General features: G+C 73.4%; 25 protein-coding genes. 12 read left to right on the top strand and 13 right to left on the bottom strand.

Features of this window, described 5'->3' with window-relative positions; genetic code table 11:
- Positions 1–2: 2 nt before the first annotated feature.
- Genes SVTN_RS33345 through SVTN_RS33335 form a run of 3 tightly spaced genes read right to left on the bottom strand, consistent with a single transcriptional unit; the run spans position 3 to position 3,413 of the window.
- The gene (locus SVTN_RS33345; protein WP_041132428.1) at positions 3–749 is read right to left on the bottom strand and encodes a succinate dehydrogenase/fumarate reductase iron-sulfur subunit; all 747 of its coding nucleotides are present in this window, start codon (positions 747–749) and stop codon (positions 3–5) included.
- On the bottom strand, positions 746–2,686 hold the full coding sequence (locus SVTN_RS33340; RefSeq protein WP_041132427.1) for a fumarate reductase/succinate dehydrogenase flavoprotein subunit: 1,941 nt from the start codon (positions 2,684–2,686) through the stop codon (positions 746–748). The genes SVTN_RS33345 and SVTN_RS33340 overlap by 4 nt, the downstream gene beginning before the upstream one ends.
- Position 2,687: 1 nt before the next feature.
- The gene (locus tag SVTN_RS33335) at positions 2,688–3,413 is read right to left on the bottom strand and encodes a succinate dehydrogenase (protein WP_078908604.1); all 726 of its coding nucleotides are present in this window, start codon (positions 3,411–3,413) and stop codon (positions 2,688–2,690) included.
- A 96-nt stretch (positions 3,414–3,509) separates the two neighbouring features.
- On the opposite strand from SVTN_RS33335, the gene SVTN_RS33330 reads away from it, so the two are divergent.
- A complete protein-coding gene (locus SVTN_RS33330) occupies positions 3,510–4,397 on the top strand; it encodes a LysR family transcriptional regulator (RefSeq protein WP_041132425.1) in 888 nt (295 codons plus the stop codon).
- A 105-nt stretch (positions 4,398–4,502) separates the two neighbouring features.
- Here the strand turns inward: SVTN_RS33330 and SVTN_RS33325 are convergent, their stop codons facing one another.
- Complete coding sequence (locus SVTN_RS33325) at positions 4,503–4,859, bottom strand: helix-turn-helix domain-containing protein (protein WP_052499436.1); 357 nt, start codon at positions 4,857–4,859, stop codon at positions 4,503–4,505.
- Positions 4,860–4,968: 109 nt separating this feature from the next.
- On the opposite strand from SVTN_RS33325, the gene SVTN_RS33320 reads away from it, so the two are divergent.
- Positions 4,969–5,415: a hypothetical protein gene (locus SVTN_RS33320; RefSeq protein ID WP_041132424.1), complete on the top strand. Its 447-nt coding sequence runs from the start codon at positions 4,969–4,971 to the stop codon at positions 5,413–5,415.
- A 377-nt stretch (positions 5,416–5,792) separates the two neighbouring features.
- On the opposite strand, the gene SVTN_RS33315 is transcribed toward SVTN_RS33320, so the two are convergent.
- Positions 5,793–7,958 carry a putative bifunctional diguanylate cyclase/phosphodiesterase gene (locus SVTN_RS33315; RefSeq protein WP_041132423.1) on the bottom strand — a complete coding sequence of 722 codons (2,166 nt, stop codon included), beginning with the start codon at positions 7,956–7,958 and terminating at the stop codon, positions 5,793–5,795.
- Entirely contained in the window at positions 7,955–8,767 is an 813-nt protein-coding gene (locus SVTN_RS33310; RefSeq protein ID WP_041132422.1) for an SAM-dependent methyltransferase, read from the bottom strand. Before SVTN_RS33310 ends, SVTN_RS33315 begins: the two co-directional genes overlap by 4 nt.
- Positions 8,768–9,310: 543 nt before the next feature.
- Here SVTN_RS33310 and SVTN_RS45020 point away from each other — a divergent pair.
- From SVTN_RS45020 to SVTN_RS33295, 3 genes are all read left to right on the top strand, one after another.
- On the top strand, positions 9,311–10,096 hold the full coding sequence (locus SVTN_RS45020) for a hypothetical protein (RefSeq protein WP_041134503.1): 786 nt from the start codon (positions 9,311–9,313) through the stop codon (positions 10,094–10,096).
- A gap of 50 nt (positions 10,097–10,146) precedes the next feature.
- Positions 10,147–10,911 (top strand): bestrophin-like domain, encoded by a 765-nt coding sequence (locus SVTN_RS33300; RefSeq protein ID WP_041132421.1) that lies wholly within the window; start codon positions 10,147–10,149, stop codon positions 10,909–10,911.
- 163 nt (positions 10,912–11,074) lie between these two features.
- Positions 11,075–11,647, top strand: coding sequence for a hypothetical protein (locus SVTN_RS33295; protein ID WP_041132420.1), 573 nt, complete (start codon positions 11,075–11,077; stop codon positions 11,645–11,647).
- A 114-nt stretch (positions 11,648–11,761) separates the two neighbouring features.
- On the opposite strand, the gene SVTN_RS33290 is transcribed toward SVTN_RS33295, so the two are convergent.
- On the bottom strand, positions 11,762–12,289 hold the full coding sequence (locus tag SVTN_RS33290) for a hypothetical protein (RefSeq protein WP_041132419.1): 528 nt from the start codon (positions 12,287–12,289) through the stop codon (positions 11,762–11,764).
- A gap of 392 nt (positions 12,290–12,681) precedes the next feature.
- Here SVTN_RS33290 and SVTN_RS33285 point away from each other — a divergent pair, with 392 nt between their 5' ends.
- On the top strand, positions 12,682–13,341 hold the full coding sequence (locus SVTN_RS33285; protein WP_041132418.1) for a class F sortase: 660 nt from the start codon (positions 12,682–12,684) through the stop codon (positions 13,339–13,341).
- A 92-nt stretch (positions 13,342–13,433) separates the two neighbouring features.
- On the opposite strand, the gene SVTN_RS33280 is transcribed toward SVTN_RS33285, so the two are convergent.
- Entirely contained in the window at positions 13,434–14,300 is an 867-nt protein-coding gene (locus tag SVTN_RS33280) for a polysaccharide deacetylase family protein (protein ID WP_052499434.1), read from the bottom strand.
- Between the two features lie 90 nt (positions 14,301–14,390).
- On the opposite strand from SVTN_RS33280, the gene SVTN_RS33275 reads away from it, so the two are divergent.
- Entirely contained in the window at positions 14,391–14,852 is a 462-nt protein-coding gene (locus tag SVTN_RS33275) for a universal stress protein (RefSeq protein ID WP_041132416.1), read from the top strand.
- Positions 14,853–14,913: 61 nt separating this feature from the next.
- Here the strand turns inward: SVTN_RS33275 and SVTN_RS33270 are convergent, their stop codons facing one another.
- Positions 14,914–16,131, bottom strand: coding sequence for a CapA family protein (locus tag SVTN_RS33270; RefSeq protein ID WP_041132415.1), 1,218 nt, complete (start codon positions 16,129–16,131; stop codon positions 14,914–14,916).
- A 258-nt stretch (positions 16,132–16,389) separates the two neighbouring features.
- Here SVTN_RS33270 and SVTN_RS33265 point away from each other — a divergent pair, with 258 nt between their 5' ends.
- From SVTN_RS33265 to SVTN_RS33255, 3 genes are all read left to right on the top strand, one after another.
- Positions 16,390–16,989, top strand: coding sequence for a sigma-70 family RNA polymerase sigma factor (locus SVTN_RS33265; RefSeq protein ID WP_041132414.1), 600 nt, complete (start codon positions 16,390–16,392; stop codon positions 16,987–16,989).
- Between the two features lie 4 nt (positions 16,990–16,993).
- Positions 16,994–17,416, top strand: a complete 423-nt coding sequence (locus tag SVTN_RS33260) for a PaaI family thioesterase (RefSeq protein ID WP_041132413.1) — start codon at positions 16,994–16,996, stop codon at positions 17,414–17,416.
- A gap of 295 nt (positions 17,417–17,711) precedes the next feature.
- On the top strand, positions 17,712–18,149 hold the full coding sequence (locus tag SVTN_RS33255) for a hypothetical protein (RefSeq protein ID WP_425429064.1): 438 nt from the start codon (positions 17,712–17,714) through the stop codon (positions 18,147–18,149).
- A 6-nt stretch (positions 18,150–18,155) separates the two neighbouring features.
- On the opposite strand, the gene SVTN_RS33250 is transcribed toward SVTN_RS33255, so the two are convergent.
- From SVTN_RS33250 to SVTN_RS33235, 4 genes are all read right to left on the bottom strand, one after another.
- Entirely contained in the window at positions 18,156–19,364 is a 1,209-nt protein-coding gene (locus SVTN_RS33250; RefSeq protein WP_041132412.1) for a histidine kinase, read from the bottom strand.
- A complete protein-coding gene (locus SVTN_RS33245; protein ID WP_041132411.1) occupies positions 19,361–21,106 on the bottom strand; it encodes a sodium/solute symporter in 1,746 nt (581 codons plus the stop codon). The genes SVTN_RS33250 and SVTN_RS33245 overlap by 4 nt, the downstream gene beginning before the upstream one ends.
- A 10-nt stretch (positions 21,107–21,116) precedes the next feature.
- Positions 21,117–21,539 carry a DUF485 domain-containing protein gene (locus tag SVTN_RS33240; protein ID WP_174518308.1) on the bottom strand — a complete coding sequence of 141 codons (423 nt, stop codon included), beginning with the start codon at positions 21,537–21,539 and terminating at the stop codon, positions 21,117–21,119.
- A gap of 80 nt (positions 21,540–21,619) precedes the next feature.
- On the bottom strand, positions 21,620–22,369 hold the full coding sequence (locus tag SVTN_RS33235; protein WP_041132410.1) for a LytR/AlgR family response regulator transcription factor: 750 nt from the start codon (positions 22,367–22,369) through the stop codon (positions 21,620–21,622).
- Between the two features lie 83 nt (positions 22,370–22,452).
- Between SVTN_RS33235 and SVTN_RS33230 the strand changes: the two genes are divergently transcribed.
- Both SVTN_RS33230 and SVTN_RS33225 read left to right on the top strand, forming a co-directional pair.
- A complete protein-coding gene (locus SVTN_RS33230; protein WP_041134500.1) occupies positions 22,453–23,127 on the top strand; it encodes a response regulator transcription factor in 675 nt (224 codons plus the stop codon).
- The gene (locus SVTN_RS33225) at positions 23,124–24,428 is read left to right on the top strand and encodes a sensor histidine kinase (protein ID WP_041132409.1); all 1,305 of its coding nucleotides are present in this window, start codon (positions 23,124–23,126) and stop codon (positions 24,426–24,428) included. Before SVTN_RS33230 ends, SVTN_RS33225 begins: the two co-directional genes overlap by 4 nt.
- Positions 24,429–24,633 lie beyond the last annotated feature (205 nt).

Raw genomic sequence — 24,633 nt, 5'->3', positions numbered from 1 at the left:
CCCTACCCCTTCACCTTCCTCCGCGCCCGCAGCCACTCCCTGTTCATCGCCGCGATCGACGGCAGCGGAATGCCCTTCGGGCAGGCCGTCGCGCATTCGCCCGTCAGGGTGCAGCCGCCGAAGCCCTCCGCGTCCATCTGGGCCACCATGTCGAGGACCCGGGTCTCGCGTTCCGGGGAGCCCTGGGGCAGGACGTTCAGGTGGTTGATCTTGGCGGAGGTGAAGAGCATCGCCGAGCCGTTCGGGCAGGCCGCCACGCACGCCCCGCAGCCGATGCATTCGGCGTGCTCGAAGGCCGAGTCCGCGTCGGCCTTCGGGACCGGGGTGGCGTGGGCCTCGGGGGCCGCGCCCGTGGGGGCCGTGATGTAGCCGCCGGCCTGGATGACGCGGTCGAAGGCGGAGCGGTCGACGACCAGGTCCTTGACCACCGGGAACGCGGACGCGCGCCACGGTTCGACGTCGATGGTGTCGCCGTCCCGGAAGGAGCGCATGTGCAGCTGGCAGGTGGTCGTGCGCTCCGGCCCGTGCGCGTCGCCGTTGATGACGAGGCTGCACGCGCCGCAGATGCCCTCGCGGCAGTCGTGGTCGAAGGCCACGGGGTCCTCGCCGCGCAGGATGAGGTCCTCGTTGAGGGTGTCGAGCATTTCGAGGAAGGACATGTCGGGCGAGATGCCGTCCACCGCGTAGGTGGCCATGGCGCCCTCGGCGCCGCCGTTCTTCTGGCGCCAGACGCGCAGGTTGAGCCTCATGCGTAGCTCCGCTGGGTGGGGTGGACGTAGTCGAAGGTGAGGTCCTCCCGGTGGAGGACGGGGGCGGAGCCCGTGAACTCCCAGGCCGCCGCGTACGCGAACTCCTCGTCGCGGCGGGCGGCTTCGCCGTCCGGGGTCTGGGACTCCTCCCGGAAGTGGCCGCCGCAGGACTCGGCGCGGTGGAGGGCGTCGAGGCACATGAGCTCGGCGAGCTCCAGGTAGTCGACGATCCGGTTGGCCTTCTCCAGGGACTGGTTGAACTCCTCGCCGGTGCCGGGGACCTTGATCCGCTGCCAGAACTCCTCCCGGAGCAGCGGGATACGGGCGAGCGCCTTCCGCAGGCCCTCCTCGGTGCGGGCCATGCCGCAGTACTCCCACATGAGTTCGCCGAGTTCGCGGTGGAAGGAGTCGGGGGTGCGGTCGCCGTCGACGGAGAGGAGGAGGTGGAGGCGGTCCTCGGTCTCGGCGAGGACCTCGCGGACCGCCGGGTGGTCGTCGGTGACGGGTTCGCTCGACGGGTGGCGGGCCAGGTAGTCGTTGATGGTGGCGGGGAGGACGAAGTAGCCGTCCGCCAGGCCCTGCATCAGCGCGGAGGCGCCGAGCCGGTTGGCCCCGTGGTCGGAGAAGTTGGCCTCGCCGATGGCGAAGAGGCCGGGGACGGTGGTCTGGAGGTCGTAGTCGACCCAGAGTCCGCCCATCGTGTAGTGGACGGCGGGGTAGATCCGCATGGGGACCTCGTACGGGTCCTCCGCGGTGATCCGCGCGTACATGTCGAAGAGGTTGCCGTACTTCGCCTCGACCGCGGCGCGGCCCATCCGGCGGATCGCGTCGGCGAAGTCCAGGTACACGCCCTGTCCGCCGGGGCCGACGCCCCTGCCCTCGTCGCAGACGTTCTTCGCGGCCCGGGAGGCGATGTCACGGGGGACGAGGTTGCCGAAGGAGGGGTAGATCCGCTCCAGGTAGTAGTCGCGCTCGTCCTCGGGGATCTCGGCGGCGGGCCGTGTGTCGCCCTTGGCCTTGGGGACCCAGATGCGGCCGTCGTTGCGGAGCGACTCGCTCATCAGGGTCAGCTTGGACTGGTGGTCGCCGGTGCGCGGGATGCAGGTGGGGTGGATCTGGGTGAAGCAGGGGTTGGCGAAGTACGCGCCGCGCCGGTGGGCCCGCCAGACGGCGGTGGCGTTGGAGTTCATGGCGTTCGTCGACAGGTAGAAGACGTTGCCGTAGCCGCCGCTGGCGAGGACGACGGCGTCCGCGTAGTGGGTGGAGACCTCGCCCGTGATCAGGTCGCGGGCGACGATGCCGCGGGCCCGGCCGTCGACGACGATCAGGTCGAGCATCTCCGTACGGGGGTGCATCTCGACGTTGCCGGCGGCGATCTGCCGGGACAGTGCCTGGTAGGCGCCGAGGAGGAGCTGCTGCCCGGTCTGGCCGCGGGCGTAGAAGGTGCGGGAGACCTGGACGCCGCCGAAGGAGCGGGTGTCGAGGAGGCCGCCGTACTCGCGGGCGAAGGGGACGCCCTGGGCGACGCACTGGTCGATGATCTCGACGGAGATCTGGGCGAGGCGGTGGACGTTGGACTCGCGGGCCCGGAAGTCGCCGCCCTTGACGGTGTCGTAGAAGAGGCGGTGGATGGAGTCGCCGTCGTTGCGGTAGTTCTTGGCGGCGTTGATGCCGCCCTGGGCGGCGATGGAGTGGGCGCGGCGCGGGGAGTCCTGGAAGCAGAACTGGACGACGTGGTAGCCCTGTTCGGCGAGGGTGGCGCCGGCGGAGCCGCCGGCGAGGCCGGTGCCGACGACGATGATCCGGTGCTTGCGGCGGTTGGCGGGGTTGACCAGCTTGGCCTGGAAGCGGCGGGTGTCCCAGCGTTCGGCGATGGGCCCGGCGGGAGCCTTGGTGTCGGTGATCGGCTCACCGGTCGTGTAGTCGAGGTAGCTCATGTCAGCTCACCACTCCGGTCATGACGGCGACGGGGACGGAGACGAAGCCCGCGGTCAGGACGAGCGCGAGGGCGTTGGCCAGGAACTTCAGGGCGCGTTCGCGGCGGGCGTTGCCGAGGCCCAGGGTCTGGGCGGCGCTCCAGAAGCCGTGGCGGACGTGGAGGCCGAGGGCGAGCATGGCGGTGATGTAGACGATGTCGCCGTACCAGGTGGAGAAGGTGTCGACGACGTTCTGGTAGGGCTTGCCCTCCTCGAAGCCGCCGGGGTGGACGGTGCCGGTGGTCAGGTCGAGGAGGTGCCAGACGATGAAGAGGCCGAGGATGATCCCGCCCCAGCGCATGGTGCGGGTGGCGTACGAGGCGCGCTTGCGGCGGTGGACGTACGCGGTGGGGCGGGCCTTCAGGTCGCGCCGGCTGAGCTGGTACGCGGAGACGGCGTGGGCGGCGACGGCGGCGAGGAGCACGATCCTGACCAGCCAGAGGGCCCAGTGGTGGTGCAGGACGGGGGCGCCCATGACGCGCAGCCAGTGGCCGTAGGCGTTGAACTCCTCGGGGCCGAAGAAGACCTTGAGGTTGCCGGCGACGTGGGCGACGAGATAGCCGAGCATGATGAGCCCGCTGACGGCCATGACCGTCTTCTTGCCGATCGTCGACGACCAGAAGCCGCGGGAGGGTGTGGGGGACGGCGGGCGGGAGGTCGTCCGCCCCCTCGTGGGTGCCAGAGCCATGTCCTCGACGCTAGGGCCGAAGGGCCCGAGAGGTCCAAGACATGGTCCGGCTGATCTCCATAGGCTGTTCCTATCCACATCCCCTACGCTGGGAGCATGCAGTTCCAGCAGCTCCACTACTTCGTCGCCGTGGCCGAGACCCGGCACTTCACCCGGGCCGCCGAGCGCGTGCACGTCTCGCAGCCCTCGCTCTCCCAGCAGATCAAGGCCCTGGAACAGGAGCTGGGCGCGGAGCTGTTCAGCCGCGCCCGGGGGAACATCACCCTCACCGACGCGGGCGAGGCCCTGCTGCCGCTCGCGCGGCGGATCCTCGCCGACACGGAGACGGCCCGCCTGGAGGTGCAGGAGCTGGCCCAGCTCAAGCGGGGCCGGGTGCGGCTCGGCGCGACGCCGAGCCTGTGCACGGGGCTCCTGCCGGACGTGCTGCGGGCCTTCCACGACCTGCACCCGGGGATCGAGCTCCTGATCGAGGAGGGCGGCTCGCACGACCTCGTACGGGAGCTGGCGCGCGGGGCGCTCGACCTGGCCCTGGTCGTCCTCCCCCTCCCCTCCCCCTCCCCCGCCCTGACGACGGTCGAGCTGCTCCGCGAGGACCTGGTGGTGGTCTCCGCCGCCTCGGAGCCGGCCCCGCGCCGGCCGGTGCGGATCAAGGACCTGCGGGACCAGCCGCTCGTGATGTTCCGGCACGGCTACGACCTGCGGGAACTGACCGTGGCGGCCTGCCGGGCGGAGGGCTTCGAGCCCACGTTCACGGTGGAGGGCGGGGAGCTGGACGCGGTGCTCGGTTTCGTACGGGCCGGGCTCGGGCTCGCGGTCGTCCCGGCGATGGTGGCGGCGCGCGCGGGCCGGGACCTGCGGGTGACGGCCCTGGCCCGGCCGGGGCTGCGGCGGACGATCGCACTGGCGCACCGCAGCGACGTGGCGCCGCCGAGGGCTGCGAGGGAGCTCCAGAGGCTGCTCATGGCTTCCCGCCGGGGCGTGTGACGGGGCCGCCGTCACCGGTCGGGGGCGCGGGCGTCGGGGCGTGTGACGGGGCCGCCGTCACCGGGCGAGAGACGCGGACGCCGGGGCGTGTGACGCGGCCTGCCGTCACCGGCCGAGGGTGCGCACCAGGGCGACGGCCTCGTCCGTGCGGCCCGCGCCGCAGACGCGGAGGATCTCGGCGAGGGCCCGGGACGCCTCCCCGGCCGGTACGGTGCCGGCGCGGACCTCCTGGGCGAGGTGGAGGACGGCCGAGAGGCGGGCCGCCGCGTCGGGGTTGGCGATCCGGGCGCGCCGGCCCCGCATGACGAGGCTGAGCATGGCGGGTGAGATCCCCAGGGTCTCGGCGAGCCCGGACTGGGTCATTCCGAAGCGGTCGCAGAGGTCCCGGCACAGCTCGCCGAGCGGAGCCCCGTACCACTGGCGCTGGAGTTCCTGGTTGCGGGCGATGGCGGTCGCGTCCATGGGAAGGACGCTAGGCCTCCGAATTGACACTTCTCAAAGGAAGTTTTCATATGTCAATCTCCCCGTCGGAAGGCACGACCTCACCCACCCTCACTGATGGGACGTCACCATGCCCTGGAAGCGCACCACTTCGCTCGTCGCCGTCGCCGCCGTCGCCGTACTCGGACTGACCGCCTGCGGGTCCGACGGCACGGACGCCAAGGCCGGCGCCACCGCCACTGCCACCACCACCCAGGCCCCGGCCGACGGCGCCACGGACTCCCCCACCTCCGACGCGCCCTCCACCGGCGGCGTGAAGAAGCCGGACGACCTGCCCGCCGGCCTGCCGCTGCCCTCCGGGGAGCTGACCGGCGTGACCGGCAGCAAGGGCGCGTACGTCCTGACCTTCAAGACCCAGGACCCGAAGGCCGCCCTCGCCGAGTACCGCAAGGCCCTTGAGGGCGCCCAGTACACGGTGGTGGACATCGCCGGCGTCTTCACCGCCACCTCGGGCAAGACCTCCGTCTCGGTCGCCACCAGCGCCGACACCATCGTCCTGACGCTGGCCACGCTCTGACGCCCGCCCCCCGTTGTGGGCCTGCGCCCCGCCGTTGTGGGCAATCGTTCCGCTGGGGCGGAACGGGTGGGCACAACGGACCCGCGCCCTGCCGGCGCCAGAGGCCCCCGCGCCTGAACCCGCACCGGGTGCGAGCCGCGCTGGTGGTGCGGGTCCAGGCGCGGAACGCGGAGGCGCCGCTAGGGGCGCCGTCCCGTGTGCCCACCCGTCCCGCCCTGCGGGACGATTGCCCACACGGGGGGGGCGGCGAAGGCACCGCCCAGCACGGGTGCGGGCCCACACGGCAGCGGGCGCTGCCCCGCACGGGCGGGGCGGAGGCCCAGCCAGGTGCGGGCCCACTCGGCGGCGGGGCGGCGGTTTCCTCCCCGGGCCCGGGCCTACACCGCGTCCGCCAGGAGCAACGAGTGGATGCGGTCCGGGGCGCCGGGGCGGGCGTAGTACCAGCCCTGGGCCGTGTCGCAGCCCAGCTCCCGGAGCTGGCGGGCCTGGGCGCCCGTCTCCACGCCCTCGACCGTGACCGCGAGTTCCAGGCTGTGGGCCAGCGAGACGATCCCCTCGACGATCTTGAGGTCGACCGGGTCCACCGGGTGCTGCTGCATGCCCCGGGTGAAGGACCGGTCGAGCTTGAGGACGCTCACGGGGAGCCGCCGCAGGTTCGCCAGGTTCGAGTAGCCCGTGCCGAAGTCGTCGAGGGCAATGTCGACGCCCATCTCGGCGAGCTGCCGCAGCGGCTTCAGCAGGTCCTCGTCGGCGCCGATCAGGGCCGACTCCGTCACCTCCAGGCACAGTGCGCCCGGCTCCAGGCCGGAGCGCTCCAGGACGTCGACCGTGTCGGCGACCAGCCGCGGGTGGTGGAGCTGCGTCGGGGAGAGGTTGACGTTGATCCGCAGCGGCCCACCGTCGGAGTGCCGGGCCTGCCAGAAGCGGGCCTGGCGGACGGCCTCCTGGAGCACCCAGCGGCCGAGCGGCACGATGAGCCCGGTGTCCTCGGCGAGCGGGATGAAGCGGTCCGGGCCGAGCACCCCGTGCTGCGGGTGGCACCAGCGGACGAGGGCCTCCGCACCGTGCACGCTGCCGTCGCCGAGGTGGACGAGCGGCTGGTACTCGATGAAGAACTCGCCGCGCTCCAGGGCGGTCGGCAGGGCCGTGGTGAGCCCGTGCCGGGTGATGGCGCGGGCGTCGGCCTCCGGGTCGGCGAGTTCGAAGCGGTTGCCGCCCGCCGACTTGGCCCGGTACATGGTGATGTCCGCGCTGCGGAGCACCTCGGCCGGGGTCCGCTCCCCCGCCGGGCCCTCGACGACGCCGAGGCTGCCGCGCACGGTGAGTTCGCGGCCGTCGATGCGGAGGGGGGTGGCGAGGGCGGCGAGGATGCGGTCGGCGAGTTCGGTGACGTCCCGCTGGCCGTCGGGGGCGGTGGTGAGGGCGACGAACTCGTCGCCGCCGAGCCGGGCGACCATCTCGCCCGCCCCGGTGACGCAGGTCTGGAGCCGGTCGGCGACCTCGACGAGCAGCCGGTCCCCGGTGGAGTGGCCGAGGCTGTCGTTGATGACCTTGAAGCCGTCGAGGTCGAGGTAGCAGAGGCCGAAGCGGGCGTTGTCGCCGGGAGCGAGGGCCTTCTCCAGGCGTTCGAAGAACAGGGTCCGGTTGGGCAGTCCGGTGAGCGCGTCGTGGGTGGCCTCGTACCGCAGGCGCAGGTGGAGCAGGCGCCGTTCGGTGGTGTCCTCCATGAGGGCCAGCTGGTACTGGGGGTTGCCGTCGGCGTCACGGAGGAGCGAGACGGTGAGGTTGGTCCACAGAACCGTTCCGTCACCGCGGTAGTACGGCTTCTCGACGCGGTAGTGCTCGCGCTCGCCGCGGACCAGTTCCTCGTACAGCTTCCAGACGTGGGGCCCGTCCTCCGGGTGCACCCACTCGCTGACCTTCCGGCTGCGCACCTGGCCCTCCATCCCGCCGAACATGCGGGTGAGGGTCTCGTTGACCTCCAGGACGTTGCCGTCGAGGTCGGCGATGCCGATGCCGATCGCCGCCCCGTCGAAGACCGCGCGGAAGCGGCTCTCGGTGGCGTGCAGGGCGATCTCGGCGGCGCTGCGGGCGGCGAGCGCGGAGCGGGCGATGGCCTCCTGCTCGGCGCGGGTCCGCTCGCGCAGGGCCTGCGCGTAGCCGGTGGCCATGGCGTGCTGGAGCCGGGCGCAGCGGGCGCGCAGTTCCTCGGCTGCGAGGTCCGACTCCGTACCGCAGTAGAGCACCAGGTACGAGTCGACGACGCCGAGGCTGCGGCCGAGGGCGTCCGGGTCGGTGCAGTGGGCGTCGACGAGGGCCGCGCCGGTGCGCTGGGCCGGTGCCGTGTCGAAGGGCCGGGCGTGCAGGGCGTCGCACAGGGTGCGGGCCAGCGGCAGCAGGTGCCCCTCGAACTCGGCGCGGGTCAGCGAGGTGGCGGTGACGGGGAAGATCGCCCGGCTCCAGATCGTGACGAACCGCCTGAGTCTGTCCTCCGGGCCGTCGGCTTCGGCGACGGCGCCGGACGGCTGCGACGGGACCTTCACGCCTTGCGCCCCACCCCTGCGAACCCGGAGAAGGCGTACGGATCCTCCTCCTCGGCCGGACTGTCCGGCCGCCAGAGCGGCATGGGGACGAGTCCGGGCTCGATCAGTTCGGTGCCCTCGAAGAAGCGGGTGATCTCGCCGCTGGACCGCATCACCAGGGGGTTGCGGATGTTGCGGTAGACCCCGACGGTGCCGCCGGCCGTCTCCTCGGAGAGCGGGATGCCCTCGTACGAGGCGTGCGTGAGGACGACGAGGCTGCCGGGGGCGAGGGCCTCGACGAGTTCGGCGACGGCCTCGTACGGGCCGTCCTGGTCCTCCAGGAAGTGCAGGACGGCGACGAGGAGCAGGGCCACCGGCCGGTCCAGGTCGAGGAGTCGGGTCACCTCGGGGCTGTACAGGATGTCGGCCGGCTTGCGCAGGTCGGCGGAGACGACGGCCGCGCCGTCGTCTCCCTCCAGGACGGCGCGGCTGTGGGCCACGGCGACGGGGTCGTGGTCGACGTAGACGACCCGGGCGGCGGGGTCGGCGGCCCGGGCGACCTCGTGCACGTTGCCGAAGGTGGGTATGCCGGAGCCGATGTCGAGGAACTGGGTGATGCCGTTGTCGACGGCGTGGCGGACGGCGCGCCGCATGAAGGCACGGTTCGCCTGCATGACCTTGGGCAGGCCAGGCATGAACTCCATGGCCTTGCGCGCCGCTTCCCGGTCCACTTCGAAATTGTGCGAGCCGCCCAGATAGAAGTCGTACATACGGGACACACTCGGTACCGAAATGTCGATACCGGGCGGAGCCCAGGCGGGACGCTCCATCAATGTCTCCAACAAGTCGCCATGGGGGATGCGGCCAGGTGTTCGCGGCCGGTGTTCGAGGTGAGGCTACTGATCACCCGCCGAGAGAGCGAGTAGAAACGGAAATTCGCGGTCCGTTCTTGGTCACACGCCATTGGCACGTGCTCGTGGAACGCAGACTTCACGCCTTCAGGCTGTGCAAATTCACGTGCATATGATCGTGCGTCGGCTCCGGGGACGGTGCCGGACGCGCCCGACGGGGCCCCAGGTCCCGTCCGCACCTCGGCTGTTGCCGCCCTCCGGCCCCGGTCGCCGGTGCAGGATGCCCTGTCGGCCGTCCCGTCCGACAGGGCGACAACCGGACAGTTCTTCCCCCGGAGGCCTGAACGGGCCGTGTCGGCCACCCGTCCGGAATCAACCCGCCCGGCAATACCGGGCATTGCTCCGAATCCGCCTCCGACACCCGGCGAAACGTCAAACCTGCACATCCGGAGATCCCCTCCATCTGGCGAATCCCGGCCGATTCCACCCCGGCGCGCCGCGTCTGTGATCAAGCTCGACGGCGTGTCTCTGTATGGATCATTCCTCGCGCGGCCGCTGGCGGCCCTCGGGCTCGTGTGGCTGCTCGCCGCGCCGGTGCCCGCCGCCGCCGACGCCTGCGCCTACGCCTCGACCGACTCGGGCGGCGTACTCGTCGCGGTGGCGGTCGCCGGTGACGGCCGCCACGACGGCGACGACCACGGGAACGACGACGACCACGGTAAGGACGGGAACGGGAAGGGCGGGAACGGCGGCGGGAAGGGCCACGGCAAGGGCGAGGGCCACAGCAAGGGCAAGGGCCACGAGCACCACGGCAACGGAAAGGGCAAGGGGCACGAGCATCACCACCACCCGAAGCCCTGCCACCCCGAGCCACCCCCGCCGTGCCCCCCGCCCACACCCACGCCCTCCCCCACCCCGACGCCGACCCCGACCCCGACGCCCGAACCGCCGAAGCCCTCCCCGTCCCCGACGCCGCCCCCGAAACCGGAGCCGCCCCGGCCGCCCGCGCCGAAGCCCCGGCCCACGCCGAAGCCCCTGCCGCCCGAACCCGCGCCCCGTCCGGAGCCGCCGTCCCCCGCGCCTCCGAGCACGAGGCCGCCGGAGCCCGCGCCCGCTCCACCGCCTCCGCCGTCCCCGACGCCGCCGCCCACCGTGCGGCCGCCGTCCCCCACCCCCGTGGCGCTGCCCAGCTACCGCCCGGCGACGCACACCAAGAAGCAGGGGGGCACCTCCGTCGTCACCGCGACGCTGATGATCACCGCCCCCGCCGTCCTCGCGACGGCGATCCTGCGCCCCCGTTCCAAGTGACGCGCCGTCCTCCCCATCCACCGACCCTCTGAATCCCGCCGGAGGAATCCATGTCCGAATGGCTTGTTCTCTCCATCGCGATGGCCGCCGCCTGCGCCGTCGTGCTCACCATCGTCGTCATCAACAACCGCCGGATCCCCGAGGACGACGATCCCAGCGAGACCCCGGACGTCATCGAGTACATGACGATGATGATCGGCGTGATCTACGCGATCGTCCTCGGTCTGGCCATCGCCGGCGTCTGGGAGGCCCGGGGGGCCGCCCAGGAGACCGTGCGGCAGGAGGCCCAGGCGATGCACGAGATCTCGGCGCGCGTCGAGGTGTACCCGCAGGACGTCCGCTCCAGGATCCGCGCCGACGTCGACGCGTACGTCTCGTACGTGGTCCACGACGAGTGGACGTACATGTCCGAGCACGGCGAGCTCAGCGACGAGGGCACCGCGCTCCTGGAGAAGGTGCGGCGCAGCGTCACCGACTACCAGCCGGCCAACGACTTCGAGGGCCAGGCGTACCAGCCCCTCGTGGACCAGGTCGGCGTCGCCGACGACGCCCGGAACGCACGCGGGCAGAGCGCGGGGGAGACGATGCCGGGGGTGGTCTGGTTCGGCCTGATCATCGGGGCCCTGGTGACGGTCGGCCTCATCTTCACCCTGCAGATCCGCAGAACGGGCCGGGAGCTGCTGCTCGCCGGGCTCTTCAGCGTGCTGATCGCCTTCCTGCTGTTCCTCATCTGGGACTTCGACGCGCCGTTCGGCCGGGGCATCTCGGCCACCGCCGCGCCGTTCACCGATCTGTTCCCGCAGATCACCCGGTGAGCCGAGCCGTGCGAGTGGGCCGTCCGGGGGACATGGATGCCCCATTCGCACGTCTGGGATCGCGGCTGTGGTAATGCGCTCCTAGCGTTTCGGGCATCGAGGGGCACGGTCCTTCGCGGGAACCCCCTCCCGCGGCTGTCCCTCGAAACCCGGAGGATTCACCATGCGCGCGATACGTGCCGCATCCACTGCCCTGCTGGGGGCGGCCGCCATCGCCCTGGCCGCCCCCGCCGCCCTCGCGGCGGACGGTGCTCCCGCGACGAACCCGCGGGCACCCGGGGCCAAGGCACCGGGCGATTTCGTCGTGTCGCCCTCGGTCGTCGCCCCGGGCGGCCGGCTGACGCTGAGCGCCCCCGGCTGCGCCAGTACGGCGACGGCTTCGGCCGGCATCTTCGACACCGTCACCATCGCACCGGGTGCGACGGCGTCCGCCACCGTGGACGCGGACGCCAAGCGCGGCGCCGTGTACACGGTGCTCTTCAACTGCACGGGTGGCGTGCAGGACACCGTCGCCCTGACGATCAGCGGCACCCCCACCGCCACCCCGACCATCAGCGCCACGATCCTCACTCCCCCGCGCCCCACTCCCCCGCGCGGGGTCATGGGCGGTCTCGGCGGCTCGATGGCCCCCACCTCCACCGAAATCGCCGCCGGCGGGGCGCTGACCCTGGCCGCGGTCGGCGGCACCGCCTACGTGGTGATCCGCCGCCGCTCCCGCGCCGCCCGGCGTCACTGAGCGGGCGTCATGGCCCGGAGCGGTGCACGGCGTCCCCGGACGCCCGTCGCCCCCGGATCCCGGCCGGGACTCGGGGGCGACGGGCACAGCGGGCCGACCGGGAGGTTCGGCCGGTCAGACCCCTGCGCCGGTCAGGCGCCGACGGCGGGCGATGAAGAGTCCGCCGCCGAGCGCGGCCGCCGCGACGAGCGAACCGCCGACGGCCATCTCCGTGGAGCTCGGGGCCATCGAGCCGCCGAGGCCACCCTGCGCGCCCTGGCCGGCGAGGACCCGGAACGACTGGGTGAGCGTACGGCCGTTGCACTGGACGGCCAGGTTGTACTGGCCGGGCGTGGCGTTGTTGAAGATGCGGACGGTGACGGTGGACACGCCGTTGACGGCGGCGGGGAGCGTGGCCGTCGCGAAGGCGTTGGACGTGACCGTGCCACCGGCGCAGCCCCGGACGGTGATCGTGAGGAGCGCGCCCTGGTGGACCGCGAAGGGGGACACGGTGACGCCGTTGGAGTTGTCTCCGCCCCGCTCGGTCTGGAAAGAGTTGACCGTCACGCTGCTGGGCCCGTTGGTGGCGGTGGCGAGGGGGGCCGCGAGTCCGAGCGCCGCGAGCGCGGTCGCCGTCACCGCCAGAGTGCGTGCAGCACGCATGGTTGAACCTCCTGTGGAAGACGCCCCAAAGCGGTGCTCCGGGAGATTCGACGAGTACGCCTTCCATGACGAACCATCACAAGCCGGTGCGAGCCGTGCATGTCGGCGCTGGGCCACCCCGGTGAGGCGACACGCCGGGGACGGGACCCCCTGAGGCGCCGGAAGCGCAGGTCACAGCCTTCTGGGGTGCTTATCTGACGATTACTCGGATGGGTCAGTCCGGCTGTCACCCGCCTGCGCCGGGGTGCGCGACCGCGGCGCACGGCGGGCGAAGGCGCGTGCGCCGGGGCCCGGACACCCGTCCGGCGGCGGCCCCCACCCGTTCGCGCCGTCCGGCGCGACGGCCCGCGCGACCGCCCTTACCGTTCTGACGACGCCGAGAAGGGAGAACCATGCCCCCGAAGGACTTCCGCGTCTTCGAGCGCAGGAGACGCCAACCCTGGGGCGTCCTGGCCCTCGCCATGCTGTCCGGACTCGCGATGATGCGCAACGGGGTGGACGTCCCCCTCGGGCCTCCGCAACCCGCGGCGGCGGCCCGGCCGGTGGCGCGTCCGGTCGCCCCGCCGCCCGCCGCGAGCACCGATCTGGAGACGCTGCCCTACGCCCCGGCGTCCCGGGTCAAGATCCCGGCGATCCAGGTGGCGGCCCCCATCATGGACGTGGGCCTGGACGCGGACGGCTGGGTGGCGGCCCCGCCCCCGGAGGACCCCAACCTCGCCGGCTGGTACCAGAACGGCATCGCCCCCGGCATGCGCGGCACCTCCGTCCTCGTCGGCCACGTCGACAACACGAAGGGCCCGGCGGTCTTCTACGGCCTGGGCTCCCTCCAGAAGGGCCAGCACATCGAGGTCGAGCGGTACGACGGCCGGGTCGCCGTCTTCGAGATCTACGGCGTCGAGGTGTACGCCAAGGACAACTTCCCCGGCGTGCAGGTCTACGCCGACAACGGCGAGCCGGAGCTGCGGGTGATCACCTGCGGCGGCGGGTACACGCGCGCGCGTGGCTACGACGGGAACGTCGTCGTCTACGCGCGCATGGTCGGCTCGCGCTAGGACCTGTCCGGCCGCACGCACGCGTAGGGCCCCGGCACCCGAGGTGCCGGGGCCCTTCCGCCGCGTCCGGGCGGTCGGCGTGCGGACGCGGTTCAGCGCCGGGGGACGGTGATGTGGTAGCCGGCGTCGAGGAGTTCGGGCAGATAGCGGCGGAGCGCGGCCACGCTCTGGGAGCGGTTGCCGCCGGCGTCGTGGGAGAGGACGACGACGCCGGGTGCGGCTCCGTCGAGGACGCGGCGGACGATGGAGTCGGTGCCGGGTTCCTTCCAGTCCAGGGTGTCGACGGTCCAGGCGAGCGGCTCCATGCCGAGTTCGGCGCCGATCTCGAAGGAGAGCCGGTTCCAGGCCCCGTAGGGCGCCCGGTACCAGAGCGGGGGCGTCCCCAGGGTCTTCTCGATGACCTCGCTGGTGGAGCCGAGCTCGTCGCGGATCCGGGAGGGCCGCAGTTTGGGGACGAGGGGGTGGGTCCAGGTGTGGTTGCCGACGACGTGGCCGTCCGCGTCCATCTCCCGCAGCAGGTCCTGGTTCTCCACGGCCATCTCGCCGCAGACGAAGAACATCGCCCGGCAGTCGTAGTGGCGCAGGGTCTCCAGGATGCCGGGGGTGTACCGGGGGTCGGGACCGTCGTCGAAGGTCAGCACCATCGAGCGGCCCACCCCGGACATGCTGAGGAAGGGCCGCTGCCGCACGGGCGGCATCGCGCGCCGGAAGGCCGGGGGCGCATACGCGGTCATGGGCTGGAGCCTATACGCGGACGGGCGCGGACGGGAGGCCTGCGGCCCCGCGGCGGGGCCCACGTGCCCCGCGCCGGACGTGCCCCGGGGAGTGGGGGCGGCGGCGGGCGTCTCGGGCGCGGCGAACCGGTCCGCCGCGAGTGCTCCGACGGTGACGGTGGCCCCGAGGGCGGCGGCGAGGCGCAGCACCCCGCGCCGCCCCGTGAGCATCTGATCCTTTTTCATGACCAATGGTTCGTACGGGCGAGGGTCCGCGCGGCTCCGCGACACCGGCCGCCCGTCCGAAAACACCCGATGAGCCGATAGCCTCGAAGGGTGAGCGAACAACAGCCCGACCGGTTCGAACGCGGCACCGACGGCCCGAAAGTGATCATGGCGGGGATCGACGGCTCCGCCTCCTCCCTGCGTGCCGCGGCGTACGCGGCCGGGCTCGCCCGGCGCCAGAACGCGCTGCTCGCGCTCGTGTACGTGCAGCCGGTGATCCCGGCGGGCGCGGCCCTCGGCGCGCCGGTGGCCGGGGTGACGGAGGAGATCGCGGAGGGCATCGTCGAGGAGATCCGGACCTCCGCGGAGCGGGTGAAGGACCTCTGGCAGGTGCGCTGGGAGTTCCACACGTTCAAGGGCGATGCCTACGCGGGCCTGGTCCAGGCGGCGGAGGAGCTGACGGCGGACGCCGTGGTGGTGGGCGCCTCGGAGTCGGCGGGCCACCGCTTCGTCGGCTCGGTGGCCGTCCGCCTGGTGAAGGCGGGCCGCTGGCCGGTCACCGTCGTGCCGTGACCGGCCCGCCCGCCCGCGAGGCGGGCTAGGGCCTGTCTGACCATCCGCGCCGGATCAGGCTCTAGTTCCCCATCACCAGGCCGTCCTTGTCGGCGCCCCGTCCGAGGACCGCCTGCCGGATCGTCTCGCGGATCTCGGCCTCGCGCGCGTCCCCGTCCTCCGCCGCGCCGAGGCTCACCACGCGGCCGTGCGCGGTGTCGAACCACTGGGGGACGAACTCCGCCTTGGTGACCTCCCAGCGCCCGCCGGCGGTCCTGGGCGGGGCGAAGGTGAAGCGGCCGATGCTGCTCATGTTGCCGCGCGCGTCGTAGGCGCCGTCGTGGTTGATCATGTCGCCGGCGATCTGGTCGCCCATCCCGTAGACGATCCAGGTCCCGTTGACCTTCTCGTACGCCTGCGGGACGTGGGCGTGGGTGCCGATGATCAGGTCGATGTCCGGGCGGCCGCCGCTCTGCGAGGCGGTCAGCGCCCGGCCGAGGGAGAGCTGCCGCTCGTCGGGCTCCGTCTGCCACTCGGTGCCCCAGTGGACGCTGACCACGACGACGTCGGCGCCGGCCGCGCGGGCGGCGCGCGCGTCGGCGATCACCCTGTTCTCGTCGAGCAGCTTGACGGCCCAGGGCTGCCCCTCGGGCAGCGGGTAGCCGTTGGTGTCGTAGGTGTAGGCGAGCTGGGCGACCGTGGCGCCGCCGGCCCTGAGGAGGGTGGGCCGCGCGGCCTCCTCGGCCGTACGGGCGGAGCCGGCGTGCCGGACTCCGGCCTTGTCGAGCGCGTCGAGGGTGCGGCGGAGGCCCGCCGCCCCGTCGTCGAGGGTGTGGTTGGAGGCGGTGGAGCAGGAGTCGTAGCCGGTGGCCCTGAGCGCGGCGGCGATCTCGGGCGGGGATTTGAAGGCGGGATAGCCGGTGTAGGGCCCGCCCTCCTCCCCGTACACGGTCTCCATGTGGCAGATGGCCAGGTCGGCGTGGGAGACGAGGGGCTTGGCACCGGAGAACATGGGGACGAAGTCGTAGCCGGCCTCGTTCGCGGCCTCGGCGGCCCGCTGGATGATCGAGTCGTGCGGGAGGACGTCGCCGGAGGCGACGAGGGTGAAGCCGGTGGGCGCCGAGGCCCCGCCGGCGGCGGCGGAGGGGGCGCCGGAGTCCGCGGCTCCGGTCCGCCCGGTCGTGGCACCCGGGGTGGCGGTGCCGGCGGCCGGGCCGCTCCCGCCGGCGCAGCCGGTCGCCGCCGCGAGCAGGAGCGCGGCGCATACGGCCACCCGCGCGGGTCTGGTGCGTGAGGTCATGGACGGCACTCCACCCGATTCATGTGATGAACATCTGTTCTGACGAATTGATCGCCCGGGAAAGCCGCAGTCAAGGGTCAAGGCCGCACGGGGTGACGAACCCCGCTGAAACGGATGCACCGACTCCGCCCGACCGTTCGCCGTGCCATTCGTCGCTCGGTGCGACCGTTCGTCGCAGACCGTTGTCCGTTCCCTGTCCCTCGCCGTCCGGATGCGCTCGTATACGGCCGACGACGAGCCGCGGGAGAGGCGGGCAGCATGACGACGGCGACGACGGCGAGGACCGACGAACGGACCCTGGAGGAGCTGCAGCGGGACCACGGTCCGGCCCTGCTCACCTTCCTGCTGTCCCTGACCCACGGGGACCGGCAGCGGGCCGAGGACCTCGCCCAGGAGACCCTGGTACGGGCCTGGCTGCACCCCGAGGCCTTCGACGGCCCCTACGCCTCGATGCGCCCCTGGCTCTTCACCGTGGCCCGTCGCCTCGCCATCGACGCCCGCCGCTCACGCCTCGCCCGGCCCGCCGAGATCGGCGACGGCGTCCTCGCGGTGACGCCTGACCCCGTCGACGCCACCGCCTCGGCCGAGGCCGCGCTCGACGTACGGGCGGCCGTACGGGAGCTGAGCCCCGAGCACCGCGCGGTGCTCGTCCGGCTCTACTTCCACGGCCTCACCGTCAGCGAGGCCGCCGTCGAGCTCGGCATCCCCGCCGGGACCGTCAAGTCCCGCTCGCACTACGCGCTGCGGCAGCTCGGCCGCTCCCTGCCCGGCTACCGGCCGCGCGGCCGTCGCCTGAGCCCACGCCAGGGGCCGTTGCCCGAGGCCGTTGCCCGGGCCCGTGCCGGGGCCCCACAATGACGCAGTGACGCTGACACTCACCGCCGCCGAACAGGTCCTCGCCGACAACTTCGCCCCCTGGGTGCTCGATCTGGGACTCACCGTCGAATCCGTCGACACGGTCGACGGATTCGAGGCCGTCCTCCGGCTCCCCTGGTCGGACCGGCTCGCCCGGGAGGGCGGCGGCCTCTCCGGCCAGGCCCTGATGGCGGCCGCCGACACCGCCACGGTGATCGCGGTCGCCGCGGCCCGGGGCGGCTTCGTGCCGATGACCACCGTCCAGCAGTCGATCAGCTTCCAGCGCGCGGTGATCGGCGCCGACGTCCTCGTACGGGCCCGGCTCACCAAGGCGGGGAAGCGGATGGCCTTCGCCGACATCACCATGACGGCCGAGGGCACGGAGGAGACCGCGGCCCACGCGACCGCCGTCTACGCGCTGCTCGGATAGCGCTCTCCCCGGTCCCTCTCCCCCAGTCCCTCTTCCGGCCTCTCCCCGCCTCTCCTCTCACCCTCGACACGCCTGACACCAGGAACCTCACCCGCACCGATCCGGCCGGGAAACGTATCCGAAACCACACGGGCGAGTTGAGCAAAGCGGGACCCGCGGGGGCCCTTCACGGAGGAGGCTCTCCCCCGTGCCCCCGACGTCCGGGGCCCTCCACGTCCGGGAGAAGGTGGGAGCGTTGCTGCCCGAGAGCACGAACGGCGCCGGCGGCACGAGCGGCGGCGGCCTCGCCGTCCCGATGGCCTGGCTGTGCGCCGAGTACCTGGCCGACGGGGTGCTGCGGGCCGCCGCGCTCGTGGCCCCCGGCTCACTGGAGTACCGGGCCGGCCTCCAGGCCCTGGCCCTCACCGTCCACCTCGCGGAGGAACCGGACGGACCGGCCGGCGCGTGGGCCGCCTGCCGCGTCGACGAGTGGCTGCGGCACACCGCGTACGACCGGCCCTGGCCGCCCTGGGTCGAGGAGCGGCTCGCCGCGCGGCAGGCGAGCGGCGGCGAAGGACCCGACCTGGCGCTCGCGCGGACCGCCTGGCGGCAGCTGCGGGACACCTGGATCCGCGCCGCCGACCTCGACGGCCGGACCGACCCGGAGAGCCCGGTCGACGAGACCGAGCAGATCTGGCTGCCCGCCTGGAAGCTGGGCCTCCCGCTCGCGCACCTCTCCCTGCACCTTCGCTGAAGGCGTCTACGGCGCCGAAGGATGCACTCCCGGACGGTACTTGGGGACGCGTACCGTCACCTTCATCCCGGCGCCGACCCCGGTCTCGATGACGAGGCCGTGCTCCGCCCCGTACACCTGGCGCAGCCGCTCGTCCACATTGGACAGGCCGATGCCGGAGCCCGCCGGGTGCTCCCCGCGCAGGACGGCCCGCAGCAGCTCCGGGTCCATGCCGATGCCGTCGTCCTCGACCGTCACCACCGCCTCGGCGCCCGCGTCCCGGGCGGCGATCGTGACCCGGCAGCCCCGCTCCCGGTCCTGGAGGCCGTGCTTGACGGCGTTCTCCACGAGCGGCTGGAGGCACAGGAACGGCAGGGTCACCGGCAGCACTTCGGGGGCGATCTGCAGGGTCACCTTCAGCCGGTCGCCGAAGCGGGCCCCGGCGAGCGCCAAGTACTGCTCGATGGAGCGCAGTTCGTCGGCGAGCTGGGCGAACTCGCCGTGCTTGCGGAAGGAGTAGCGGGTGAAGTCGGCGAACTCCAGGAGGAGTTCCCTGGCCCGCTCCGGGTCGGTGCGGACGAACGAGGCGATGGCGGCGAGGGAGTTGAAGATGAAGTGCGGGGAGATCTGGGCGCGCAGGGCGCGGATCTCCGCCTCCACGATCCGGGTGCGCGAGCGGTCCAGTTCGGCCAGTTCCAGCTGGACGGAGACCCAGCGGGCCACCTCCGTCGCGGCCCGTACGAGCACGGCCGACTCCCGCGAGCCGTAGGCGACGAGCGCGCCGAGGACCCCGTCCTCCCCGGTGAGCGGGGCGATCACCGCCCAGCGCAGCGGGCACGCCGGGTCGTCGCAGCCGCTGTGCGTCGAGCGGCTGCGGCCGGTCGCCAGGGTCTCGGCGGTCTGCTCGGGGACGTGCGCCCGGTGGTGGTCCTCGCCGGGACCGTCCCAGGCGAGGACCGCGCCCCGGTCGGTGAGGCAGAGCGCCTCGGTGCCGAGCAGCGAGCGGAGCGTGCGGGCCGCCTTGCGGGCGGTCTCCTCGGTGAGTCCGGCGCGCAGCGGGGGCGCGGCGAGCGAGGCGGTGTGCAGGGTGTGGAACGTGGCCCGTTCGACGGGGGTGCCGAGGTCGGTGTCGGCGGTACGGCCGCCGCGCCGGGCGGCGAACCGGCCCAGGACGAAGCCCGCGGCGAGCAGCACGGCCCCGGCGGCGGCCGCGGCGGCGAGGGCGATGCCGCTCATCGGCGTGCCTCCTGCGTGGGTACGGTGCCGGTGATCTCCTCCGGGAGGTGGAGCCGGGCGAGGATCGCGGGGGTGCCGGGCGGGATCCGGCGGGGGGTGGCGAGCGAGACGAGCACCATCGTGAGGAAGCCCAGGGGGACCGACCAGACGGCCGGCCAGGCCATCAGGGTGTGCGGCCAGCCCCCGGGGGCGAGTCCGGCACGGGTCGCCATCACGGCCGCGAGGGCGGAGCCGCCGCCGAGCAGGAGCCCCGCCATGGCGCCGGGCGGGGTGAGCCGGCGCCACCAGATCCCGAGGACGAGCAGCGGGCAGAAGGAGGAGGCGGAGACGGCGAAGGCGAGGCCGACGGCGTCGGCGACCGGGACCTTGGAGGCGACCACCCCGACGGCGAGCGGGACGGCGGTGGCGAGCAGGGTCGCGAGACGGAAGTGCCGTACGCCCCGGGAGGACGTCCGCGAGGGCAGGACGTCCTGGGTGAGGACCCCGGCGACCGACATCGTGAGCCCGGAGGCGGTGGAGAGGAAGGCGGCGAACGCGCCGGCCGCGAGGAGCGCCCCGAGGAGGTCGCCGAGGACTCCGCCGAGGATCCGGTCGGGCAGGACGAGGACGGCGGCGTCGGCGGAGCCGGTGAGGGCGAGTTCGGGGGCGTAGATCCGGCCGAGGGCGCCGTACAGGGGCGGCAGCAGGTAGAACGCGCCGACGAGGCCGAGGACGACGAGGGTGGTGCGGCGGGCGGCGCGGCCGTGCGGGCTGGTGTAGAAGCGGACGGCGACGTGCGGCAGGCCCATGGTGCCGAGGAAGGTCGCGAGGATCAGTCCGTACGTGGCGTACAGCTGGTGCCCGTCGCGGCCCCCGGCCAGCGGCTGGGACCAGCCGAGCGGGTCGGAACCGCCGGCGGCCCGCTCGGGCAGCGTCGCCCCCGGAGCGAAGGCGAGCGAGGTGCCGCCCTGGACGTGGTGGGTGCCGGGGGCGAGGGTGACGGTCCGTCCGGTGTGGGCGACGGAGTCGACGCGGCCGGTGACGGTGACCGTGAGCGGGGCGTCGAGCCCGATCCGTACCGTGTCGGCGACCTCGACGACGGTGTGGCCGCGCAGCACGGCGGGGGCGTCGAACCGGGCCCGGGGCGCCCCGTCCCCGTACCAGGCGGCGAGCAGGAAGAGGACGGGGACGAGCAGGGCGGTGAGCTTCAGCCAGTACTGGAAGGCCTGGACGAAGGTGATGCTGCGCATGCCGCCGGCGGCGACGGTGCCGGTCACGACGAGGGCGACGAGCAGCCCGCCGACCCAGTCGGGGGCGCCGGTGAGGATCTCCAGGGTGAGCCCGGCGCCCTGGAGTTGCGGCAGCAGGTACAGCCAGCCGATGCCGACGACGAAGAGGCTGGCGAGCCGCCGGGCCTGCGGGGATTCGAGGCGGGCCTCGGCGAAGTCGGAGAGGGTGTACGCCCCGGAGCGGCGCAGCGGGGCGGCGACGAGGACGAGCAGGACGAGGTATCCGGCCGTGTAGCCGACCGGGTACCAGAGCATCGCGGGGCCCTGGACGAGGACGAGTCCGGCGATGCCGAGGAAGGAGGCGGCGGAGAGGTACTCGCCGCTGATGGCGGCGGCGTTGAGGCCCGGCCGGACGGTCCGCGAGGCGACGTAGAAGTCGGAGGTGGTGCGGGAGATCCGCAGGCCGAGGGCGCCGATGAGGACGGTGGCGAGGACGACGGCGGTGACGGCGGCGACGGCGTAGGTCTGGTTCACGCGAGGCACTTCACCGTTCGACGGAGCCGGTTTCGACGGAGCCGGTTTCGACGGAGCCGGTTTCGACGAGGCCCGTGAAATCGCGCTCGTTGCGCTCGGCCCGGCGGACGTACCAGTGGGCGATCGCCCAGACGACCGGGTACACGCCGAAGCCGAGGGCGGCCCAGACGAACCCCTCGGGCGCGGGCAGCGCGAGCAGCAGCGGCAGCGAGCCGACGAGCAGGGCGAGGGCCCCGAGGGCGGTGAGGGCGGCGCGGAGCTGGCTGCGCATCAGGGAGCGGACGTAGGTGTGCCCGAGGGTGGTCTGCTCGTCGATCTCGGAGCGGGCCGGGGGATGTGGGGGCCGGAGACGGGCCACGGTCCGGTCGCCGACCGCCGAGGCGTAGGTGACGGTCTCGCGCCGGGGTCTGCGCGGGGGGTTGGGCTCCGGCATGGGCGTCCGCTCTCCGACTGTCTCCTCGTGGCTCGTGGAGTGTAGGCGGACGGGATGCGGGGCCGGTAGGGGTACGGGGTTCAGCCCCCGGCCCGACGCATCAGGAGGTCCCGCAGGTGGCGGGCGTGGCGGCGGCTGACGGCGAGATCGGTGTCGCCGATCCGTACCGAGGTGGCGCCGGCGTCGAGCCGCAGCTCGTCGATCCGGCCGAGGGCCACGAGATGGCTGCGGTGGATGCGGACGAAGCCCCGGGCGGCCCACCGCTCTTCGAGCGTGGAGATCGGGATGCGGACGAGGTGGCTGCCGTGGTCGGTGTGGAGGCGGGCGTAGTCGCCGTGGGCCTCGACGTACGCGATCTCGTCGACGGAGACGAAGCGGGTGACGCCGCCGAGTTCGACGGGGATCTGCTCGGGGGCCGCGGGGACCGGCGCGGCGGTGGCGTGGACCAGCTCGTGGACACGGCGGACGGCCTCCGCGAGGCGCTCGCGGCGAACGGGCTTGAGGACGTAGTCGACCGCCTTGAGGTCGAAGGCCTGGAGGGCGAAGCCCTCGTGGGCGGTGACGAAAACGATGTGCGGCGGGCGGGCGAAGCCGGCGAGCAGCCGGGCGACGTCGAGGCCGGTGAGGCCGGGCATGTGGATGTCGAGGAAGACGACGTCGATGCCGTCGTCGCCGTCGGGTCCTGTCTCCAGGGCGCGCCCGATCCTGCGGAGCGCGGCGGTGGCGTCGCCCGCGCCTTCGGCGGTCCGCACGCGGGGGTCGGCGCGCAGCAGGTAGAGCAGCTCGCCGAGGGCGGGCTCCTCGTCGTCGACGGCCAGTACGCGCAGCATGCGGCGGAGTCTATGTGCCCCAGGTGCGCATCGAGGAACGTGCGGCGGACGGGCGTTCCCGGACAGCGCTTAGGGTGTCCGACGTGCGTGTACTGCTCGTCGAGGACGACGAAGACCTCCGGTTCGGGGTGGCCGCCGCATTGCGGGCCGCCGGGCTCGCCGTCGACGAGGCCTCCGATCTGCCCCGGGCCGACGAGGCGCTGTTCGTCACGGCGTACGACTGCGCGGTCTTCGACCGGATGCTGCCGTCCGGGGACGCCGCCGCCTATGTCGACGGGCTGCGGCGCGCGGGCCGCGGCGTGCCCGTGCTGTTCCTGACCGCGCGCGACACCGTGGCGGACCGGGTGGAGGGCTTCGCGAGCGGCGGGGACGACTATCTCGTCAAGCCGTTCGCCGTGCCCGAACTGGTCGCCCGGGTGCGCAGTCTGTGCCGCAGGGCCGCGGTCGTCCGCCCGCCGGTGCACCGCGTCGGCGACCTGGAGATCGACACCGCCCGCCGGCACGTCCGCCGGACCGGGGTGCTGCTCACGCTCACGAGCAGGGAGTTCGCGGTCCTCGAGGTCCTCGCGGCCCGCTCCGACCAGGCGGTCTCCCGCGCCGAGCTGATCGAGAGCTGCTGGGACGAGATGGCCGAACCGCAGTCGAACGTCCTGGAGGTCCTCATATCCCAGCTCCGCCGCAAGCTCGGGGACCCGCCGCTGATCCACACCGTGCGCGGGGTCGGCTCCCGGCTCGCGGCGCCCGACGGCGCGCGGTGAGGCCCGCCCGCTTCCGCAGGGCGCGGACGCTCACGCCGGCGGCCCGGGTGCTGCGGCTGCGCCGGCGGATCAGCCTGCTGTTCGCGCTGACCAGCGCCGTGGGGCTGATCGCGATGGCCGTGCTCGCCGTGCGCAGCGACAGCGGCCGCTGGCGGGAGCAGCTCGACCACACGATGGACGCGGACACCAGCTGGGCCCTCGGGCTCCTGGAGACCGACGAGGACGGGCGGCTCGTCCTGGACGTGCTCGCGGACTCGGTGGACACCGCGTGCCCGCCGCTGACCGTGCTCCTCGTGGCCCCGGACGACCCGGGCGCGTTGACGGTCGAGCACGCGCCGGCGAAGCCGTGTCTGACCGTGGGCCGGGCCGTGGTCCAGGAGGCGGGCCGTGCGGCGGTGCGGGCCGACGGCGTACGGGCCTTCGACGGTCGTACGACGGACGGCGAGCCGGTACGGGTGTTCGCTCAGCCCTTCTACGCGCCGGAGGCGGCGGACGACGCCGGGCCGCAGGGCGTGCTCGTGACCGTGGCCGACGCGAGCGCCCCGCAGGACGACCACCGGCGGCTCGTGTGGCTGGTGACGGGCGGCTGCGCGGTGCTCGTCCTGCTGTCGGCGGCCGTCGGTCACGTCCTGTCGGGGCGGGCGGTCCGGCCCGCGCTCGCCGCGCTCGACCGTCAGGAGGCGTTCCTCGCGGACGCCGCCCACGATCTGCGGACCCCGGCCGCCTCGCTGCGGACGCTCGCCGAGACGGCGCTGCGCGGCGAGACGGACGGCGCGGACGTGCACCAGCGCACGCTGCGCCTGGCGGAGGGGATGGGCCGGCTCGTCGACGGGCTGCTCACCCGGGCCCGCCTCATGTCCGGTACGGCCGCGGTGGCCCGGCAGCCGCTGCGGCTCGACCAGTTGGTGGAGGCGGTCGTCGACGAGGCCCCCACGAAGGGGCACCGCGTCCGGGTCGAGGCGGAGGAGACGGTCGTGGTCGCCGACCCCGATCTCGTACGCCGGGCCGTCGGCAATCTGCTCGACAACGCGCTCGCGCACGGCCACGCGCCGGGCGTCCCGGCGGACGTGCTGATCACGGTGGGCCGCGACGGCGTGCTGACGGTCGAGGACGCGGGCCCCGGCCTGCCTCCGGAGGTCGCGGGCGCCCTGTTCGAGCGGTTCCGCAGCGGGTCGGGGTCCACCGGCCTGGGTCTGTCCATCGCCTCCTGGGTGGCCCACGCGCACGGCGGCACCCTCGCGGCGGAGCGGGGCGAACGCGGCGGGGCCCGGTTCGTCCTGCGACTGCCGACCTCGGACTGACCGTGGGGCCTTCCTCGGTCTGGCCGGGGCTTCGTCCTCGACCGACCGGGGACCCGACCTCGACCAACCCGGGACCCGGCCTTGAGCCGGCCGGGGACCCTACCTCGACCGACCCGGAACCCGACCTCGGGCCGACCCGGAATTTGACCTCGACCGACCCGGGACCCGTCCTCGGACCGACCCAGGACCCGACCTCGACTGACCC

The organism is Streptomyces vietnamensis (assembly GCF_000830005.1).
Taxonomy (GTDB): domain Bacteria; phylum Actinomycetota; class Actinomycetes; order Streptomycetales; family Streptomycetaceae; genus Streptomyces; species Streptomyces vietnamensis.
Note: the sequence above shows the minus strand (reverse complement) of the source record. Positions and strands in the feature narration are given on the sequence as shown.